This window comes from Caulobacter sp. SL161 (assembly GCF_026672375.1).
Classification (GTDB): Bacteria; Pseudomonadota; Alphaproteobacteria; order Caulobacterales; family Caulobacteraceae; genus Caulobacter.
In genome coordinates this window covers 34035-51572 of the sequence record NZ_JAPPRA010000001.1, presented here as the reverse complement: position 1 = coordinate 51572, position 17538 = coordinate 34035, and the positions used below count along the sequence as shown (strand labels likewise).

Annotated in this window: 17 protein-coding genes; 16 read left to right on the top strand and 1 reads right to left on the bottom strand. The window is 67.9% G+C overall.

Annotation, left to right across the window (positions count from 1 at the left end; all coding sequences use genetic code 11):
- The first annotated feature begins 27 nt into the window (after window positions 1-27).
- A complete protein-coding gene (locus OVA11_RS00245) occupies window positions 28-990 on the top strand; it encodes a phosphoribosylaminoimidazolesuccinocarboxamide synthase (protein ID WP_268065515.1) in 963 nt (320 codons plus the stop codon).
- A 52-nt stretch (window positions 991-1042) separates the two neighbouring features.
- Here OVA11_RS00245 and OVA11_RS00240 read toward each other — a convergent pair whose 3' ends face one another.
- A complete protein-coding gene (locus OVA11_RS00240; RefSeq protein WP_268065514.1) occupies window positions 1043-2467 on the bottom strand; it encodes a M20/M25/M40 family metallo-hydrolase in 1425 nt (474 codons plus the stop codon).
- A gap of 128 nt (window positions 2468-2595) precedes the next feature.
- Here OVA11_RS00240 and ruvC point away from each other — a divergent pair, with 128 nt between their 5' ends.
- The 15 genes from ruvC (at window position 2596) to folP (ending at window position 17516) form a co-directional block, all read left to right on the top strand.
- The gene (gene ruvC / locus OVA11_RS00235) at window positions 2596-3117 is read left to right on the top strand and encodes a crossover junction endodeoxyribonuclease RuvC (protein WP_268068863.1); all 522 of its coding nucleotides are present in this window, start codon (window positions 2596-2598) and stop codon (window positions 3115-3117) included.
- A complete protein-coding gene (ruvA, locus tag OVA11_RS00230; RefSeq protein WP_010921070.1) occupies window positions 3114-3731 on the top strand; it encodes a Holliday junction branch migration protein RuvA in 618 nt (205 codons plus the stop codon). The genes ruvC and ruvA overlap by 4 nt, the downstream gene beginning before the upstream one ends.
- The gene (gene ruvB, locus OVA11_RS00225; RefSeq protein WP_268065513.1) at window positions 3728-4768 is read left to right on the top strand and encodes a Holliday junction branch migration DNA helicase RuvB; all 1041 of its coding nucleotides are present in this window, start codon (window positions 3728-3730) and stop codon (window positions 4766-4768) included. The genes ruvA and ruvB overlap by 4 nt, the downstream gene beginning before the upstream one ends.
- Window positions 4758-5624: an FtsW/RodA/SpoVE family cell cycle protein gene (locus OVA11_RS00220; protein WP_268065512.1), complete on the top strand. Its 867-nt coding sequence runs from the start codon at window positions 4758-4760 to the stop codon at window positions 5622-5624. Before ruvB ends, OVA11_RS00220 begins: the two co-directional genes overlap by 11 nt.
- Window positions 5621-6064 (top strand): tol-pal system-associated acyl-CoA thioesterase, encoded by a 444-nt coding sequence (ybgC, locus tag OVA11_RS00215; protein ID WP_268065511.1) that lies wholly within the window; start codon window positions 5621-5623, stop codon window positions 6062-6064. The genes OVA11_RS00220 and ybgC overlap by 4 nt, the downstream gene beginning before the upstream one ends.
- A 114-nt stretch (window positions 6065-6178) precedes the next feature.
- Window positions 6179-6877, top strand: a complete 699-nt coding sequence (gene tolQ, locus OVA11_RS00210) for a protein TolQ (protein WP_268065510.1) — start codon at window positions 6179-6181, stop codon at window positions 6875-6877.
- A gap of 4 nt (window positions 6878-6881) precedes the next feature.
- Window positions 6882-7400, top strand: a complete 519-nt coding sequence (locus OVA11_RS00205; RefSeq protein ID WP_096034330.1) for an ExbD/TolR family protein — start codon at window positions 6882-6884, stop codon at window positions 7398-7400.
- Window positions 7401-7407: 7 nt separating this feature from the next.
- Window positions 7408-8220 (top strand): cell envelope integrity protein TolA, encoded by an 813-nt coding sequence (tolA, locus tag OVA11_RS00200; protein ID WP_268065509.1) that lies wholly within the window; start codon window positions 7408-7410, stop codon window positions 8218-8220.
- Complete coding sequence (gene tolB, locus OVA11_RS00195; protein ID WP_268065508.1) at window positions 8217-9548, top strand: Tol-Pal system beta propeller repeat protein TolB; 1332 nt, start codon at window positions 8217-8219, stop codon at window positions 9546-9548. Before tolA ends, tolB begins: the two co-directional genes overlap by 4 nt.
- Before the next feature lie 195 nt (window positions 9549-9743).
- Window positions 9744-10310, top strand: coding sequence for a peptidoglycan-associated lipoprotein Pal (gene pal, locus OVA11_RS00190; RefSeq protein WP_268065507.1), 567 nt, complete (start codon window positions 9744-9746; stop codon window positions 10308-10310).
- A 77-nt stretch (window positions 10311-10387) separates the two neighbouring features.
- Window positions 10388-11242 (top strand): tol-pal system protein YbgF, encoded by an 855-nt coding sequence (gene ybgF, locus OVA11_RS00185; protein WP_268065506.1) that lies wholly within the window; start codon window positions 10388-10390, stop codon window positions 11240-11242.
- Entirely contained in the window at window positions 11233-12459 is a 1227-nt protein-coding gene (tilS, locus tag OVA11_RS00180; RefSeq protein ID WP_268065505.1) for a tRNA lysidine(34) synthetase TilS, read from the top strand. The genes ybgF and tilS overlap by 10 nt, the downstream gene beginning before the upstream one ends.
- Window positions 12460-12555: 96 nt before the next feature.
- The gene (gene ftsH, locus OVA11_RS00175; RefSeq protein WP_096034326.1) at window positions 12556-14436 is read left to right on the top strand and encodes an ATP-dependent zinc metalloprotease FtsH; all 1881 of its coding nucleotides are present in this window, start codon (window positions 12556-12558) and stop codon (window positions 14434-14436) included.
- 214 nt (window positions 14437-14650) lie between these two features.
- A complete protein-coding gene (locus tag OVA11_RS00170; protein WP_268068862.1) occupies window positions 14651-16681 on the top strand; it encodes a hybrid sensor histidine kinase/response regulator in 2031 nt (676 codons plus the stop codon).
- Between the two features lie 10 nt (window positions 16682-16691).
- A complete protein-coding gene (gene folP / locus OVA11_RS00165; RefSeq protein ID WP_268065504.1) occupies window positions 16692-17516 on the top strand; it encodes a dihydropteroate synthase in 825 nt (274 codons plus the stop codon).
- Window positions 17517-17538: the final 22 nt, after the last annotated feature.

Genomic DNA, 17538 nt, shown 5'->3' with positions numbered 1-17538 from the left:
GCGTATCCCTGAAAGACCGAGGCTCCGGTGACCCTTTCCGCCCACAACGCCCTGGCTGTCGTCGATCTGCCCGGCCTGCCCAACCACTATCGCGGCAAGGTGCGGGACAACTACGACCTGCCTGATGGTCGCCGCGTGATCGTGGCCTCGGACCGTCTCAGCGCCTTCGACCGCAACCTGTGCGCGGTGCCGGGCAAGGGGCAGGTGCTGACAGAGACCGCGCGGTTCTGGTTCGACGCCACGGCGGACATCTGCCCCAACCACGTCCTGGCCTATCCCGATCCCAACGTGCTGATCGGCAAGCGTCTCGAGATGCTGCCGGTCGAGCTGGTGGTGCGCGGCTATCTGGCGGGGACGACCTCGACCTCGATCCTGACGCTGTACAACAAGGGCCAGCGCCAGATGTACGGTGTGACGCTACCCGACGGCCTGAAGGCCAATCAGCGCCTGCCGCAAGCCATCCTCACCCCGACCAGCAAGGCCGCCGACGGCGACCACGACGCGCCGCTGTCGCCGGGCGAGGTCCTGGCCCAGGGGCTGGTTACGCCCGCCCAGTGGGAGCAGCTCAGCGCCTACGCCCTGGCCCTGTTCGCGCGCGGCCAGGCCATGGCCGCCGAGCGGGGTCTGATCCTCGCCGACACCAAGTACGAGTTCGGCCTGGATGAGACCGGCGCCATCGTGCTGGCCGACGAAATCCACACGCCCGACAGCAGCCGCTTCTGGAAGGCCGCCACCTACGCGGCCCGGTTCGAGGCCGGACAGCGCCCCGAGAGCTTCGATAAGGACTTCGTCCGGGCCTGGGTGGCCGAGCGGTGCGATCCCTATAACGACCCGATCCCCGAGATCCCGGCCGAGCTGATCGCCCAGACCTCGGCGGTCTATATCGAGGCGTTTGAGGCCATCACCGGCCAGACCTTCGCCGCGCCCGACGCAAGCGAGCCGGTCATGGCCCGCGTGAAGCGCAATCTGGACGCCTATCTGGCAGGGTAGGGCGTCGGTGACTTCGGCGGAGCCGCGAGGCCCCGCCGGCTTGCGATCCTGGCTACTTCCCGCCCGCATAGTCCTGGATAAGCCCGTGCAAGAAGTCGCGCCCCTCATAGAGCGACTTGACGCGCATGCGCTCGTTGAGGCCGTGAGCGCCGGTGCCCTCGGGACCGTGGAACAGGCCGGTGACGCCATAGGTCGGGATGCCCGCCGCGCTGGTGTGGACCGCGTCGGTCGCGCCGGTCGACATGACGGGTAGGATCGGAACACCGGGCCACAGCTTGGCGGCGTTCTTCTGAATGGGGCCCATGATCGCCGGCGTCAGCGGCGGGGGCGGTGAGGCGGGCTTGGAGCCGTGGGCCAGGGTCACGGCGACCGCCGGATCCGCAGCCAGCTCGGCCAGCTTGGCCTTGACCTCATCAATGGGCGTGCCGGGAAGGATACGGCAGTTGATGTTCGCCGTAGCTCGCTGGGGCAGGGCGTTCGGCGCGTGACCCGCGCTGACCATGGTGGCGACGCAGGTGGTCCGCAGCATCGAATTCCATGTGCGGTCCTTGGTGATCAAGGCGAGCGCGGCCGGATCGGTGACGTCGGCGACCAGCGTCTTCATGGCCGCCGCCTGCTCGGGCGTGACGCGCGCCTGCATCTGGGTGAAGTAGCCCCGCGTGGCGTCGTTGAAGCGCGGCGGGAACGGATAGGCGCCGATTCGGTCGAGGGCTGCGGACAGCTGGTAGATCGCATTGGGCGAAACGGGGCGGCTGGAATGTCCGCCCGGATTGGTCACGGTGAGGGTGAAGTCCTGATAGACCTTCTCGCCGGCCTGGACCTCGAGCATGACAGCCTGGCCCTGTTCATCGAGCAAACCGGAGGCGCCTTCGTTCAGGGCGAATTCAGCGTCGACCAGGGGGCGGTGGTTCTTCAGCAGGTCCTCGATGCCGTTATAGCCTTCGCTCTCCTCACCGCAGGTCAGGGCCATCTTGATGTCGCGCTTGGGCTTGAAGCCCGCCTGCTTGAGACGGATCAGGCTGTCGACCCAGATGGCCGCCTGGGCCTTGTCGTCCGACGTGCCGCGTCCGTAGAAATAGCCGTTCTCCTCGACCAGCTTGAACGGATCGCGGGTCCAGTCCTCGCGCTTGGCCTCGACGACGTCGATATGGGCCAGCAGCAGCATGGGCTTTGTCTTGGCGTCGGTCCCGCGCAGGACCGCGACGAGATTGCCTTCGCGCGGATGCTTGGGCTCGACCACGACCCTGACGTCGGCTTCTGGGAAGCCGGCCGCCTTCAGCCTGGCGCCCATGGCCTCGGAGGCCGCAGTGCACGAGCCGACCGACAGGGTGGTGTTGATCTCGACCAGCTCTTTGTAGAGGTCGCGGAAGGCCAGTTGGTCTGGACGAACGGTCTTGGGCGGCTCGGCCGTCTGCGCGTTCGCCGCCGTCGCCAGCGCCATCAGCGCGCCCGCCGTCATCCATGCCATCGGCTTCATCGAATTCGTCTCCCCAAGACCTTGTGGCGGGCAGCAGAGCCCGCGTCGCGGCCGTGCGCAAGGGGCGCGCGCGGTTAACCGTCCGTTAGCAAAGGACTGGCTTTTCGTGGGGGCGCGAAAAGGCGATGGTGCGAGAACACATGATGAACGCGAATCGCGCCCCCATTCGAATTCTGGGCCTGGATCCCGGCCTGCGCCGCACCGGCTGGGGCGTGCTTTCGGTCGAGGGCTCGCGCATGAGCCACGTCGCTCACGGCGTCATCATGCCCGACGAAAAGGCCGATTTCGCCGACCGGCTGCTGCATCTGTTCGAAGGCATCACCGCGGTGATCGAGCAGCATCGCCCCGACGAGGCGGCGGTCGAGGAAGTGTTCCTCAACACCAACGCCCAGTCGACCCTGAAGCTGGGCCACGCCCGCGCCGCCGCCTTGATCGCCCCGGCCCGCGCCGGCTTGCTCGTGGCCGAGTATTCCACGCGCCTGGTCAAGAAGGCGGTGGTCGGGACGGGGGCGGCCGACAAGGCCCAGATCGGTTTCATGATCGCGCGCCTGTTGCCCACGGCGGGCAAGACCACGGCCGATTGCGCCGACGCGCTCGCCGTCGCCGTCACCCACGCCAACCTGCGTGTCGCCAATCGGAGGGTCGCATGATCGGCCGCCTGCGCGGGGCTGTCGCCGAGGTCGGCGAGGAAGAGGCCCTGATCGACGTCATGGGCGTCGGCTATCTGGTTCGCTGCGGTCACCGCACCCTCCAGCGCCTGCCGGCCCTTGGCGAGGAGACCCTGTTGCATATCGAGAGCCAGTGGAGCGAGAGCGCTGGCTTGAGGCTCTACGGCTTCCTCACCCGCGAGGATCGCCGCGCCTTCGTGCTGCTGCAGGCGATCCAGGGTGTGGGCCCCAAGGCGGCCATGGCGGTGCTGGACGTGCTGTCGCCGGCCGAGCTGGCCAGCGCGGTGGCGCGCGAAGACAAGGCCGCCGTCGGCCGCGCCAACGGTGTGGGGCCGAAGCTGGCCCTGCGCATCGTCACCGAGCTGAAGGACAAGCCGATCACCGACGGGCCGGTGCTGATGAGCGCCCCGACCTCGTCCGCGCCGTCCGCGCCCGCCAAGCCCGCCCCGACCGGCGACGCCGTCGCGGCCCTGATGGGCCTGGGCGTGGCCGAGGTGAACGCCCGCCGCGTGGTCGAGGCGGCCGCCGCCGAGCTGGGTGAAGAGGCGACGGTCCAGGCGCTGATCAAGGCGGGCCTCAAGGAGCTTGGGCGATGACCCGCGTCATCTCCGGCGAGCCCCAGCACGGCGACCTCGCGCCGGCCGACCGCGCCCTGCGGCCCCAGACCCTGGCCGAGTTCGTCGGTCAGGAGCAGGCCAAGGGCAATCTCCGCGTCTTCATCGAGGCCGCCAAGGGCCGGGGCGAGGCGCTGGATCATGTGCTGCTGTTCGGCCCGCCGGGCCTGGGCAAGACCACCCTGGCCCAGATCGTCGCCCGCGAGCTGGGGGTGAACTTCCGCGCCACCTCGGGGCCTGTGCTGAACAAGCCCGGCGATCTCGCGGCCATTCTGACCAATCTCGAAGCCAACGACGTCCTGTTCATCGACGAGATCCACCGCCTGTCTTCGAACGTTGAGGAGATCCTCTATCCGGCCATGGAGGACCATGTGCTGGACCTGGTGATCGGCGAGGGGCCCTCGGCGCGTTCGATCCGCATCGATCTTGCGCCCTTCACCCTGGTGGCGGCCACGACGCGGGCCGGGATGCTGGCCACGCCGCTGCGCGACCGCTTCGGCATTCCGATCCGCCTTGAATTCTATACCCCGGCCGAGCTGCGCCACGTGCTGCAGCACGCCGCCCGCAAGATGGGCGCGCCGCTGACCGACGACGGCGCCGATGAGATCGCCAAGCGGGCGCGGGGCACGCCGCGCGTCGCCGGTCGTCTTCTGCGCCGGGTCCGTGACTTCGCCACGGCTGACGGCGCGGATCGAATCGATCGCAAGGCCGCCGCCATGGCCCTGGCCCGGCTGGAGGTCGATGAGAGCGGCCTCGACAGCCTGGACCGCCGCTATCTGCGCGCCATGATCGAGAACTATGGCGGCGGGCCCGTGGGCGTCGAAACCATCGCCTACGCCATCGCCGAGGCCCGCGATGCGGTCGAGGACGTCATCGAGCCCTATCTGATGCAGCAGGGCTTCATCCAGCGTACGCCGCGCGGCCGAATGGCCTGCGGCAAGGCCTATCTGCATCTGGGTCTGACCCCGCCTGCCGCCCAGCCGGGGCAGGCGCAGGGGGCCTTGTTCGATGAAGGCTAGCAGCATGCGCCTGATCCGCTTGTTGACCGCCGGTCTCGCCGCTGTCGGCCTCGCCGTCTCCCTTGCGGCGATCAGCGCAGCCGGCGCGCCGCGCAACGCGCTGATCGTCCAGGCCCTCGCCGCCGGGCTGGCGACGGGCCTTGCGCTCGTCGTCGGGTGGCTTTGGAGGCGCGCCCGCTGGCGTCTCTGGGTGTTGATGGCCGCCTGTGGCCTGTCCTTGGTCCTGACGCTGATGAACGGCGTCTCGCTGGAGGGCGCCAAGCGCTGGGTGGCTTTGGGCCCGGTCCAGCTGCACACCGCATCCATCGCCTTGCCGTTCGCGGCCTTCGCCTTCGCCAGGGGCTTTGGCGACCGTCGCGTGGCGCCCATAGCAGCCCTGATCGCCCTGCTCTTGCTCTACCAACACGACGCGGCCTCGTCGCTGGCCTGGGCCCTGGCGCTGGCGGCGGCGGCGCTGGTCGAGCGGCCGCGTCAGGCGATTCCCTGGGCTTGCGTGGCCATCGCCGGTCTTCTGGCCTACGGCGCTTGGGTCGAACCCGACACCTTGCCGGCCGTGCCCTATGTCGAGGGTCTCTTGGATCAGACGTTCGCCGCCAATCCCGTGCTGGGCGTGCTGGCCGGGCTATTGATGATCAGCCTGCCCGCGCCGTTCCTTCTGGTCGCCCGCGCGCGGCCAGGGCGTCGCGCCGAAGCCCTGGCCCTGGCCGCCCTGTGGACCGGCTGGATCGCCGGGAACCTGTTTGGAAACTATCCTGCGCCTGTTCTAGGCTACGGCGCTGCGCCGATCCTGGCCTGGGGCCTGTCCCTGGGTCTGGTGCTCGGTAATTCCGTCGACCAGGACCCGCCTGCGCCATGATCGAGCCCACCGCCGGCGTCTTCGAGGGCCGCGAGCACCAGTTGCCGGTGCGAATCTACTACGAGGACACCGACTTCACCGGCATCGTCTATCACGCCAACTACCTGCGCTATCTGGAGCGGGGGCGCAGCGACTTCTTCCGGGTGGTGGGTATCTCGCACACCGAGCTCGCCAAGCAGGACACCGGTTTTGCGGTCATTCGCATGGAGCTGGACTTCAAGCGCGCCGCGCGGATCGACGACGCCTTGCTGGTGCGCACCCTGTTCGAGCGCGCCGAGGGGGTTCGACTGCACGTCCGCCAGACGATTACACGCGGCGATGAGGTGCTGTTCGAGGCCAAGGTGGTTGCGGTCTGTATCAGCCTGTCGGGAAGGCCGCGCCGACCGACGTCGGATATGCTGGCCAAGCTCTCACCCTGGCTGATCCCGACCGAGAGCTGAGCGATATCGATTTTCAGGATCGCTCAGCGATTGTCATAGTTTCACCCCAGCGCCGCTTCATGCCATACGGCGCTCTCCAGTCCTGATCAGACGACCCAACGGAGCCTATCCCGAATGGACGCCGCGGCCGCCGCCCCGAATTTCTCGTTCTTCGCCCTGTTCATGCAAGCCGACTGGGTCGTGAAGAGCGTCATGATCGGTCTGATCCTGGCCTCGCTGGGCTCTTGGGCCGTGATCCTGGACAAGCTGTTCCGCTTCCAGGCCCTGAACCGCGCCGCCGACCGCTTCGAAGAGCAGGTCAGCGGCGGCCGTTCGCTCGAGGATGTCGCGGGAGAAGCCGGCGCCAATCCCCGCCACGCTTTGCCGCGCATGCTCCAGGCGGCGCTGAAGGAGTGGCGAGACGCCAAGAGCAAGGGCGCGATGAGCGAAACCCAGGCCGGCTTCCTGATCGCCCGCATCGACCGCATTCTCGACACCCTGATCGCTCGCGAGACCACCAAGGTTGAGGAAGGTCTCGGCAGCCTGGCGATCGTCGCCACCGCCTCGCCGTTCATCGGCCTGTTCGGCACGGTGTGGGGCATCATGCACGCGTTCCAGAACATCGCGCTGTCGAAGAACACCTCGCTGGCCGTCGTGGCGCCGTCGATCGCCGAGGCGCTGTTCGCCACCGCCATCGGCCTGATCGCCGCCATCCCGGCCTATATCGCCTACAACAAGTTCTCGACCGACGCGGGCAAGTACGCCGGCCGCCTGGAGGGCTTCGCCGACGACCTGTCGACCGCGATCCAGCGTCGCCTGGCCGAGCGGGTCTGATCCGATGGCGATGTCCTCCAACGACGCCTTCGCGACGGGCGGGCGCCGGGGCCGTCGTCGCGGCCGCCGCTCGCGCGGGGCGCTGTCCGAAATCAACGTCACGCCGCTGGTCGACGTGATGCTGGTGCTGCTGATCATCTTCATGATCTCGGCGCCGCTGCTGACCGCCGGGGTTCCGCTGGAGCTGCCCAAGACCGAGGCCGCGGCCCTGCAGAACCAGGACGAGCCGATCACCGTGTCGATCCGCAAGGACGGCCAGATCTTCGTCGGCGAGACGCAGATCCCGTTCGAGAATCTGGCGCCGCGCATCGGCGCCATCGCCGGTGACGGCTATGACAAGCCGATCTTCGTGCGCGCCGACGGCGGCGCGACCTATGCGGTCGTGGCGCAGGTGATGGCGGGTCTGTCGAACGCCGGCTTCAACAAGATCAACCTGATCACCGAGACCGGCGGTCCTTCGACGGGCGCGGCCCCGCGCGACGCGCAGCCGGAAGGCGCGGCCGACCTGCGGCCTGCGCAGTAGGCGCGGCATGAGCGCTCGCCGCGAACAGACTCTGTCTCCGGCCCTGCTGGGCTCGATCGCCCTGCACGGCGCCGTGGCGGCGGTGATCGCGTTCGGCCTGCCGTGGAAACAGTCCAAGCCGATCACCATCGGCGAGTCGGTGCCGGTCACCATCGTCACCAATGGTCCGACCAATGTGCGGCCGGCCGAGGAGGCGCTGGAGGAACAGACCGCCCAGACCCCGGAGCCGACGCCCGAGGCGACGCCGCAGCCGCCTGCGCCGACGCCGGCCCCGACGCCGACGCCCGCCCCGGCTGCGCCGCCCAAGCCGGCGCCGGCCCCCAAGCCCACGCCTAAACCGACGCCCGCCAAGCCGACGCCGCAGAAGAAGGCGGACAACGACTTCTTCGCCTCGCTGGAAGCCTCGATCGCCAAGACCCAGAAGGCGACCGGCAAGCCCACCGCCAATGCGCCCAAGGGGCCCGCGCGGGCGGAGACCTCGGTCTCGGCCCGTCCGGCCATGGGCGCGGCCACCGGGCTCTCGGCCGCGGCCCTGGGTCGCTTGCAGGGCGAGGTGCAGGACCGCTGGAACCCGAACTGCGAGGTCGAAGGCGGCTCCAACGTCAACGTGCGGGTCGTGTTCGTGATCGGACCGGGTGGTCGGGTGGTCGGCCAGCCGGAGTCGCCCGGCACGTCCTCACCCGATCCCGTTGTGAAGGCCGCTTCGGACCGCGCCATCCGCGCGTTGTTCGCCGCCTCGCCGTTCGCTTACCTGCCGTCGGACCTGTACGGTCAGAAAATCGCCCTCAACTTCAATGCAAAACAGGCCTGTTCGCGTTGAGGCTTGAAAAGATGAACAAGGAGACCCCGATGCGCCTTAGAGCCTTGCTGCTGATGGTCGCCGCCCTGCTGAGCGGCGCGGCCTTCGTCACTCCGGCCGCCGCGCAGATCGAGGTCGACATCAACGCCGGCGCGGTCAAGCCGCTGCCCATCGCCATTCCGGTCTTTTCGGGCTCGACGCGCGGGGCCGAGATCGCCCAGGTCATCACCGGCAATCTTGAGCGCTCGGGGCTGTTCCAGCCGCTGAACGTGGCGGGCGTCCCCGACAAGCTGGCCGACGTGAACGTGCAGCCGCGCTTCCCCGACTGGCAGTCCACCGGCGCCCAAGCGCTGATCAACGGCCAGGTGACCGTGGGCGCCGACGGCGGCCTGCGCGTGGACTTCCGCCTGTGGGACGTGTTCAGCCAGCAACAGCTCCTGGGGCTGCAGTTCTCCTCAACGCCCGACAACTGGCGTCGCGTGGCGCACAAGATCAGCGACGCGGTCTATGAGCGCCTGACCGGCGAAAAGGGCTATTTCGACACCCGCGTGGCCTTCGTCGCTGAGAGCGGCCCCAAGTTGAACCGCATCAAGCGCCTGGCGATCATGGACCAGGACGGGGCAAACCCGCAGTATCTGACCGATGGCTCCTACATCGTGATGACGCCGCGCTTCTCGTCGACCAGCCAGGAACTGACCTATATGGCCCTGCGGCCGACCGGCTCGTCGATCTATCTGCTGAATCTGGAGACCAGTCGCCAGGAAACGGTCGGCAAGTTCCCGGGCATGGTGTTCGCGCCGCGCTTCTCGCCGGACGGCAGCAAGGTGGCCTTCTCGGTCGAGCGCAACGGCAACAGCGACATCTATGTGATGGATCTGCGCTCGCGCGCGACCACCCGGATCACGACGGATCCGGCCATCGACACCTCGCCGTCGTTCTCGCCGGACGGAACCAAGATCGTCTTCAACTCCGACCGAGGCGGTCAGGCCCAGATCTATGTGATGAACACGGACGGCTCTGGGGTGCGCCGCATTTCGTACGGCGGCGGACGCTACACCACGCCGGTGTGGAGTCCGCGCGGCGACTTCATCGCCTTCACCAAGCAGACGGGCGGCGAGTTCCACATCGGCGTCATGCGCGCTGACGGCGGCGATGAGCGCTTGCTAACCACCAGCTATCTGGACGAAGGGCCGACCTGGGCGCCGAACGGGCGGGTGCTGATGTTCTTCCGCGAGGGCGCGAGCGGTAATCCGCGGCTGTGGACCGTCGACATCACGGGGCGGATCCTGCGCCCTGCGGCCTACAGCGGTTCCGCCTCCGACCCTGCTTGGTCGCCCCTTCTGGACTAGGCTCAGGGCGGCCGCGCAACCTAAACTGGGCGGACGCGTTCCCGGCTAAGGACGGTCACGGCGGCGCTTATTCCCGCTGGAAGTGAATCTGCGTCATCTGACGAGCATCTGACATCATTGTGAGGCTTGGTCAGACATTTAGAGGGTCCATTCCAAGCTTTGCGCAGGTATGGATCAGGTCCAGAGTTTGTTGACTTGAGGAGAAACTGGATGAGCTTCGACACCCAGCGCGCCGTTAGACTGGCGCTCGTCGGCCTGGCCGCCGCCTCGCTCGCCGCCTGCGCTTCGCGTCCGAAGCCCGAACCCGTCGCGCCGCCGGCGCCGGCGCCGCAACCGACCCAGCCGACTCCTTACACCCCGCCGGCGCAGCCGCCGGTGTCGAGCGGCATCCTGCCCGGTTCGGTGCAGGACTTCGTCGTCAACATCGGCGACCGTGTCTATTTCGACACCGACGAGTATGTGATCCGCGCCGACGCCCAGCCGGTTCTGGCCGGTCAGGCCCAGTGGCTGAACCGCTATCCGAGCGTGCGCATCCGTATCGAAGGCAACGCCGACGAACGCGGCACGCGTGAGTACAACCTGGCTCTGGGCGCTCGCCGCGCCAACGCCGTGCGCGACTTCCTGATCGCCCAGGGCGTTTCGAGCGCGCGCATCGAGACGATCTCGTTCGGCAAGGAACGCCCGATCGATCCGGGTTCGAGCGAAGAAGCCTGGGCCAAGAACCGGAACGGCCGCACGGCCATCACGGACGGCGCTCGCTAAGACGCGTTCAGACAGGGCGGCTTCTCAAGCGGGAAGCCGCCCTAGTTTTGTCTCGGCTCTATCGGTAAATCACGGCCATGACGCTGAAATCCGCCCTGCTCGCCGTCCTGTTCGCTTCCACCGCCGCCGTCGCGGTGGCCCAGACGCCCTTGCCGCCGGCCGATCCGCTCGATGACCGCTCGGCCAAGCGCGTCGAGCGCATGGAGAAGGTCGTGCGCGAGCTGCGCTCGATCGTCTTCCAGGGTCGCGATACGGGCAAGCCGGTGGTGGTGCAGCCGGCCGAGACCGACGCGCAGATCGCGGCGCTGAATGAGCGCGTGTCCGACTTGGAGCAGACGCTCACCCGGCTGAACGGCCAGAACGAATCGACGAACTTCGAGCTGACCAAGGCCCAACGCGCCGCCGCCGACCAGAAGGCTCGCGCTGACGCGCTGGAGCAGCGGCTGGCCGCGATTGAGAGGACGCTGGCCGACCTGCAGGCGGCCGCGACCGCCCAGGCCGCACCGCCGCTGGCCGGAGATGTCCCGCCGCCGCCCGCGCCGCCCGCCGACCCGGCGGTCGCCTTCAAGCAAGCCAAGGATCTGCTGTTGGCGGGCGACTACGCCAATGCCGAGCAGGCCTTCGCAGCCTATGTGAACAATTACCCTGAGAGCGCCAGGACGCCGGAAGCTCGCTACTGGCTGGGTGAAACGCAGTTCGTGCGCGAGGCCTATACCGACGCCGCCGGCAACTACATCGGCGCGATCCGCGGCTGGCCGCAGACCAGCTGGGCTCCAGACGCGACCTTGAAGCTCGCCCGGTCGATGGTCGCGCTGAGAAAGACCACCGAAGCCTGCCGAACCCTCGACGAACTGGCCAAGCGTTACCCCAAGGCCCCCGCTCAGGTGAACTCGCGCGCGGCCTCGACCCGCGTCGCGGCCAAGTGCGCCTAGACCAGGTTCGAGCCGCTCTAGACCGGCGGCTCGATCCGGCGTCCCGTGCGCCGCTCGCGGTCGGGTTTTCCGGCGGCGGAGATTCGCTGTTCCTGCTAAAGACGGTTCTGGACTGGGCGCGTCCTCTGGACCGCCCGGTGCTGGCCCTGGTTGTTGACCACCAACTGCAGCCTCAAAGCACAGCCTGGACGGCGGAGGCGGTCGCCAAGGCGCGGGCGCTCGGCGCCGCCGCTCTTGGACTTACCTGGACGGACCGGAAGCCTCGCACAGGACTTCCCGCCGCCGCGCGACGGGCGCGTCATGCGCTCCTGGCCACCGCTGCGCGCGAGGCTGGAGCCCGGGTAATGATCCTTGGCCATACGGCCAGCGATCTCGCCGAGGGTGTGGCCATGCGCGCGGAGGGCTCCTCCGTGTCCAACCCTCGGGCGTGGGCGCCGTCGCCGGTTTGGCCCGAGGGGCGAGGGCTGTTCGTGCTCCGCCCGCTGCTGGCGCTGACGCGTGCGGAAATCCGGGAGGCGCTTACGCGGGAAGGTGAAACCTGGCTCGACGACCCGGCCAATCTCGACCTGCGCTACGCACGGGCGCGCGCTCGGGCCGCCGGGGCGCTCGCCCCGCCCCTTCCGCTGAGAGAGGCGCCGCCGCCGGAGGTGTTCGAGATTGATCCCGCCGGTGCGATCCGGCTGCCCCGGGATGTCGTTCCCGCCCACCTGGCGGCGGCCTTGCTCTGCGCCAGCGGCGCTGAGCGCCCCCCGAGGGGGGATCGCCTGGCGCGACTGGTCGAACGTCTAAGGTCGGGCGCGCGGTTTACCGCCACGCTGGCGGGCGCGCGGATCGAAGCCGATCAGGCGGTGCTGATCTGCCGCGACGCCGGCGAGGCCGCGCGCGGCGGACTGGCCCGACTTGATCTTGCTCCAGGGGCTTGCGGGGTGTGGGACGGTCGCTGGGAGGTTGTCGCGGGCAAGACCGCGCTCGCGGTCGTCGCACTGCGCGGGCGGACCTCCAGCTTGCTTGCCGAGCAGCGCGCCAGACTTTCGGCCATCGCGCCCGCCGTGCGCCCGTCGCTGCCCGTGCTGCTGAGCCTGGACGGTGACGCTCCGGGGGAGCTCGTGCTTGACGACCTGGAGCTTGAAGCCGATGGAGAAGCGCGCGTGCGTTCGCTCGTTCCAGATCGGTTCAAGGCTGCGGTCGGCCTTCTCGACCAAGAATCCGTGACCTGATGTCACGTCCGTGGCGCAAGCGCTCAAGACCCCCTATCTTGGATGGTCGAGACCCTATTCGCTGGGAAGACCCCACTCGCTAGGAAGACAAGGCGTATGAATTTCAGAAACCTGGCCATCTGGCTGGTGATCGTGGCGGTGCTGGGCGGCGTGTTTGTCGTCAGCCAGAACTCGCGCACGAAAAGCAGCAGCGAGATCAGCTATTCGCAGCTCCTCAAGGACGTTGACGCGGGCAAGATCAAGTCGGCCGAGATCGCCGGCCAAACGGTGCTGGCCAAAACCGCCGACAACAAGACCCTGACGGTCAACGCGCCGATGAACTCCGAGGAACTGGTCAACCGCATGGTGGCCAAGAACGCGGACGTGAAGTTCAAGAGCGGCTCGATCAGCTTCCTGGCCATCCTGGTGCAGCTGCTGCCGATCCTTCTGGTCGTCGGCGTCTGGCTGTTTCTGATGCGTCAGATGCAGGGTGGCGCTAAGGGCGCCATGGGCTTTGGCAAGTCCAAGGCGCGACTGCTGACCGAGAACAAGAACCGCATCACCTTCGAGGACGTCGCGGGCGTCGACGAGGCCAAGGAAGAACTGCAGGAGGTCGTCGACTTCCTGAAGGACCCGGCCAAGTTCCAGCGCCTGGGCGGCAAGATCCCCAAGGGCGCCCTGCTGGTGGGTCCTCCGGGTACGGGTAAGACCCTGATCGCCCGCGCGGTCGCGGGTGAAGCCGGCGTGCCGTTCTTCACCATCTCGGGTTCGGACTTCGTCGAAATGTTCGTCGGCGTCGGCGCCAGCCGCGTGCGCGACATGTTCGAGCAGGCCAAGAAGAACGCGCCCTGCATCATCTTCATCGACGAAATCGACGCGGTCGGTCGCCATCGTGGCGCGGGCCTGGGCGGCGGCAATGACGAGCGTGAGCAGACGCTGAACCAACTGCTGGTTGAGATGGACGGCTTCGAGGCCAATGAAGGCATCATCCTGATCGCCGCCACCAACCGTCCGGACGTCCTGGACCCCGCGCTGCTGCGCCCGGGCCGCTTCGACCGTCAGGTTGTGGTGCCCAATCCCGATGTCGCCGGCCGCGAGAAGATCATCCGCGTTCACATGAAGAACGTGCCGCTGGCCGCCGACGTCGACGTCAAGACGCTGGCGCGCGGCACCCCGGGCTTCTCGGGCGCGGATCTGGCCAACCTCGTCAACGAAGCCGCCCTGATGGCCGCCCGCAAGAACCGCCGCATGGTCACCATGCAGGACTTCGAGCAGGCCAAGGACAAGGTCATGATGGGCGCCGAGCGTCGCTCGATGGCCATGAACGAGGAAGAAAAGAAGCTGACGGCCTATCACGAGGGCGGTCACGCCATCGTGGCCCTGAACGTGCCGCTGGCCGATCCTGTCCACAAGGCCACCATCGTGCCGCGCGGCCGGGCTCTGGGCATGGTCATGCAGCTGCCGGAAGGCGACCGCTACTCGATGAAGTACCAGCAGATGACCAGCCGCCTGGCCATCATGATGGGCGGCCGCGTGGCCGAGGAGATCATCTTCGGCAAGGAGAACATCACCTCGGGCGCGTCCAGCGACATCAAGGCGGCCACGGATCTGGCCCGTAACATGGTCACCCGCTGGGGCTATTCCGACATCCTGGGCACGGTGGCCTACGGCGATAACCAGGACGAGGTTTTCCTGGGCCACTCGGTCGCCCGGACCCAGAACGTCTCGGAAGAGACGGCGCGTCTGATCGACAGCGAGGTCAAGCGTCTGGTGCAGTACGGCCTGGACGAGGCTCGCCGCATTCTGACCGAGAAGATCGACGACCTGCACACCCTGGGTAAGGCCCTGCTCGAGTACGAGACCCTGTCCGGCGAGGAGATCGCCGACATCCTCAAGGGCATCCCCCCCAAACGCGAAGAGGAAGAGGCGGCCACGGCGGTGATCGCGCCGTCCCTGGTGCCGCTGTCGCCGGGCGCGGGCGCCAGCGTCACCGCCTGACCCTCATCAAAGGTCTCAACGAAAAGCCGGCTCGAAAGGGCCGGCTTTTTTGTTCGTCAGATTTTTTCGCGACGCGCCGCAACCGGAAACCGCGAGGCCCGTTAAAGCTCGGCTGTGCCAATGCGGCTTCGGGGCTGTTCGATTGGATAACGTGTCCGCCAACCAGCCGAGGGGCTTGCCGGCCCGCCCTGATCCTCCGGCCTTCCTGGCGAGAATGGGGGATGCGGGGCTGGCCATCGCTGCGCATGACTGGTCCGAAACCCCGATAGGATTTCCCCAAGCCTGGCCGCCGGCGCTGAAGGTTGCGGCCGGCATGATGCTGGCCTCGCCCATCCCATCGTTCCTGGCTTGGGGTGACGAGGCGTTGCTGTTGCACAACGACGCCGCCCGCGCCCTGCTGGTCGCCCCGGGGTTGGGCGCGCGTTTCGACGACGTCTTCCCCATTCCCGCCGGCCTTCCGCTGCTGCGGCGCGCGCGCGCGGGCGAGAGCGTTGTCCAGGAATGTGTCGGCTTCACGCGCGACAACGGCGAGGCGGCCTGGTGTAACCTGATGTTCTCGCCGGTTTGCGGTGATGAGGGCCAGGTGCTGGGCGTCCTCGTTCTTTGCAACGATATTACCGAAAGGGTTCGGCAGGAGCGGGCCCACCGCGCTGACGAGCGTCGCTATCAGGCGCTCTTTGAGTCGATGGACGAGGGCTTCTGTGTCATCGAGTTCTTCGACGGGCCGCACGGGCCAGACAGCGACTACGTCCACATCATGGCCAACGCCGCCTACGAGCGGCACGCCGGCATTTTCAACGTCGTGGGTCAGACGCTTCGGGAGATAGTGCCTGAGGAGGCCGATGCATGGGTCGCCCGCTATGGCGCGGTGCTGCGGACTGGAGAGCCCATCCGCTTCGAGCAAGAGCTGGTGGCGACGGGCCGTCACCTGGAACTGGCGTCCTTTCGGATCGAGCCGCCCGAGTTGAAGCAGGTGGCGGTGCTGTTCCAGGACGTCACCGCCCGCAAGCGCGCCGAGGCGGATCTGCGCGGTCTCAACGAGACGCTCGAGAGCCGCATCGCCCAAGCCCTGGCCGAGCGGGAGCGCACGGAAGAGGCGCTGCGGCAGGCGCAGAAGATGGAGGCGGTAGGCCAGCTCACGGGCGGTCTCGCGCACGATTTCAACAATCTGTTGGCCGGCATTTCGGGTTCGTTCGAGATGATCGGCGCGCGCCTGGCGCAGGGGCGCGCCGGGGAGGTCGAGCGCTATCTGACGGCCGGCCAGGGCGCAGCGCGCCGGGCGGCGGCTCTGACCCATCGCCTTCTCGCCTTTTCGCGGCGCCAGACGCTTGCGCCACGCCCGATGGTCGTCAACAGGCTGCTGCCGGACTTCGTCGAGCTGGTCCGCCGGACGGTTGGACCGTCGATCGAGGTTGAGAACGCCGCGGCGACGGGGCTTTGGCTCACCCTCGTGGACGCCAACCAACTGGAGAACGCCCTCCTCAATCTCTGCATCAACGCCCGCGACGCGATGCCGGACGGGGGGAAGATCATGATCGAGACCAGCAACCGGTGGCTCGACGGACCGGCCGCGCGCGAACACGGGCTGGATCCTGGGCAGTATGTGTCGGTGAGTGTCAGCGACACCGGTACGGGCATCGACAAGGCGACGCTTGAGCGCGTCTTCGATCCTTTCTTCACCACCAAGCCGATCGGTCAGGGGACCGGTCTGGGCTTGTCGATGGTGTACGGCTTTGCCCGGCAGTCGAACGGCCATGTTCGGATCTATTCCGAGGTGGGCCACGGTACGACGGTTTGCCTCTATCTCCCCCGTCATCTGGGCGAGGAGGCGGTTGAGACCGGCGCGGCTGCGCCGTACGCGCCGCACGTCCAGGCCGACAAGACGGTTCTGGTTGTCGACGACGAGCCTACGGTGCGGATGCTGGTCGTCGACACCTTGTCCGAGCTTGGATACGCCTGTCTGGAGGCGCCCGATGGCGCGGCGGGTCTGAGAATCCTGCAGTCTGGTCGTCAGGTCGACCTGCTGATTACGGATGTTGGTCTCCCGGGCGGCCTGAACGGCCGTCAGGTCGCCGATGGCGCGCGGGCCCTCCTGCCGCGCCTCAAGGTGTTGTTCATCACCGGTTACGCCGAGAACGCCGTCCTGAACCACGGGCATATCGAGTACGGCATGGAGGTGCTGACCAAGCCCTTTGCGGTCAGCGACCTGACCGGGCGGGTCGACCGGATGCTGGGGGAGGCGTAAGGCTGGCGCCATGAGCACCGCCTTCCGGCCCCGGGTGATGGGGATCGTCAACGTCACGCCCGACAGCTTCTCTGACGGGGGCAAGTTTCTCGCGGCGCAGGATGGTGTCGAGCACGCGCGTCGCCTGATCGCCCAGGGCGCCGACATCCTGGACGTCGGCGGCGAAAGCACGCGTCCCGGCGCGGCGCCCGTGTCCGAGTTTGACGAGATCTTGCGGGTTGTTCCCCTCATCGAAGCGGTGCGGCGCGCCAGCGATGTTCCGGTGTCCATCGATACGATGAAGCCGGCGGTCGCGCGGGCCGCCGTCAAGGCCGGGGCGACGATGTGGAACGACGTCACCGCCCTGCGGTTCTCGCCCGACGCCCCGGAAGTCGCCGCCGAACTGGGCTGCGAGGTGGTCCTGATGCACATGCTGGGCGAGCCGGGCACGATGCAGGACGCGCCGCGCTATGACGATGTCGTGGCCGAGGTCGAGGCCTTCCTGCTGGCGCGGGCGTTTACGGCCATGGCCGCTGGGGTGGCCAAGGAGAAGATCTGGCTCGACCCGGGCATCGGCTTTGGCAAGACGCTGGCGCACAATCTCGCGCTGATCGCCGCCCTGCCGCGGTTCGTCGCTCTGGGCTATCCGATCCTGCTGGGCGCCAGCCGCAAGCGGTTCATCGCCGGGATCGACTCTTCGGCCCATGAAGCCTCCGACCGTCTTGGCGGCTCGATCGCCGCGCATCTTGCCGGCGCCGAGGCGGGCGTGGCGGCCGTGCGAGTCCACGATGTGCGCGAAACCGTCCAGGCGCTGGATGTGTTGCGGGCTATTCGTGGCGCCGGGCCGCCCCCTTAAGGCGCATCCAAGCGCCCTTTGT

Excerpts from the sequence above, each read along its gene's own strand:
- OVA11_RS00220 (WP_268065512.1), top strand. The coding sequence starts at position 4,758 with ATGAAGGCTAGCAGCATGCGCCTGATCCGCTTGTTGACCGCCGGTCTC.
- ybgF (WP_268065506.1), top strand. The coding sequence starts at position 10,388 with ATGACGCTGAAATCCGCCCTGCTCGCCGTCCTGTTCGCTTCCACCGCC.
- folP (WP_268065504.1), top strand. The coding sequence starts at position 16,692 with ATGAGCACCGCCTTCCGGCCCCGGGTGATGGGGATCGTCAACGTCACG.
- OVA11_RS00205 (WP_096034330.1), top strand. The coding sequence starts at position 6,882 with ATGGCGATGTCCTCCAACGACGCCTTCGCGACGGGCGGGCGCCGGGGC.
- tolQ (WP_268065510.1), top strand. The coding sequence starts at position 6,179 with ATGGACGCCGCGGCCGCCGCCCCGAATTTCTCGTTCTTCGCCCTGTTC.
- OVA11_RS00170 (WP_268068862.1), top strand. The coding sequence starts at position 14,651 with ATGGGGGATGCGGGGCTGGCCATCGCTGCGCATGACTGGTCCGAAACC.
- ybgC (WP_268065511.1), top strand. The coding sequence starts at position 5,621 with ATGATCGAGCCCACCGCCGGCGTCTTCGAGGGCCGCGAGCACCAGTTG.
- ruvA (WP_010921070.1), top strand. The coding sequence starts at position 3,114 with ATGATCGGCCGCCTGCGCGGGGCTGTCGCCGAGGTCGGCGAGGAAGAG.
- tolA (WP_268065509.1), top strand. The coding sequence starts at position 7,408 with ATGAGCGCTCGCCGCGAACAGACTCTGTCTCCGGCCCTGCTGGGCTCG.
- ruvB (WP_268065513.1), top strand. The coding sequence starts at position 3,728 with ATGACCCGCGTCATCTCCGGCGAGCCCCAGCACGGCGACCTCGCGCCG.
- OVA11_RS00240 (WP_268065514.1), bottom strand. The coding sequence starts at position 2,467 with ATGAAGCCGATGGCATGGATGACGGCGGGCGCGCTGATGGCGCTGGCG.
- ftsH (WP_096034326.1), top strand. The coding sequence starts at position 12,556 with ATGAATTTCAGAAACCTGGCCATCTGGCTGGTGATCGTGGCGGTGCTG.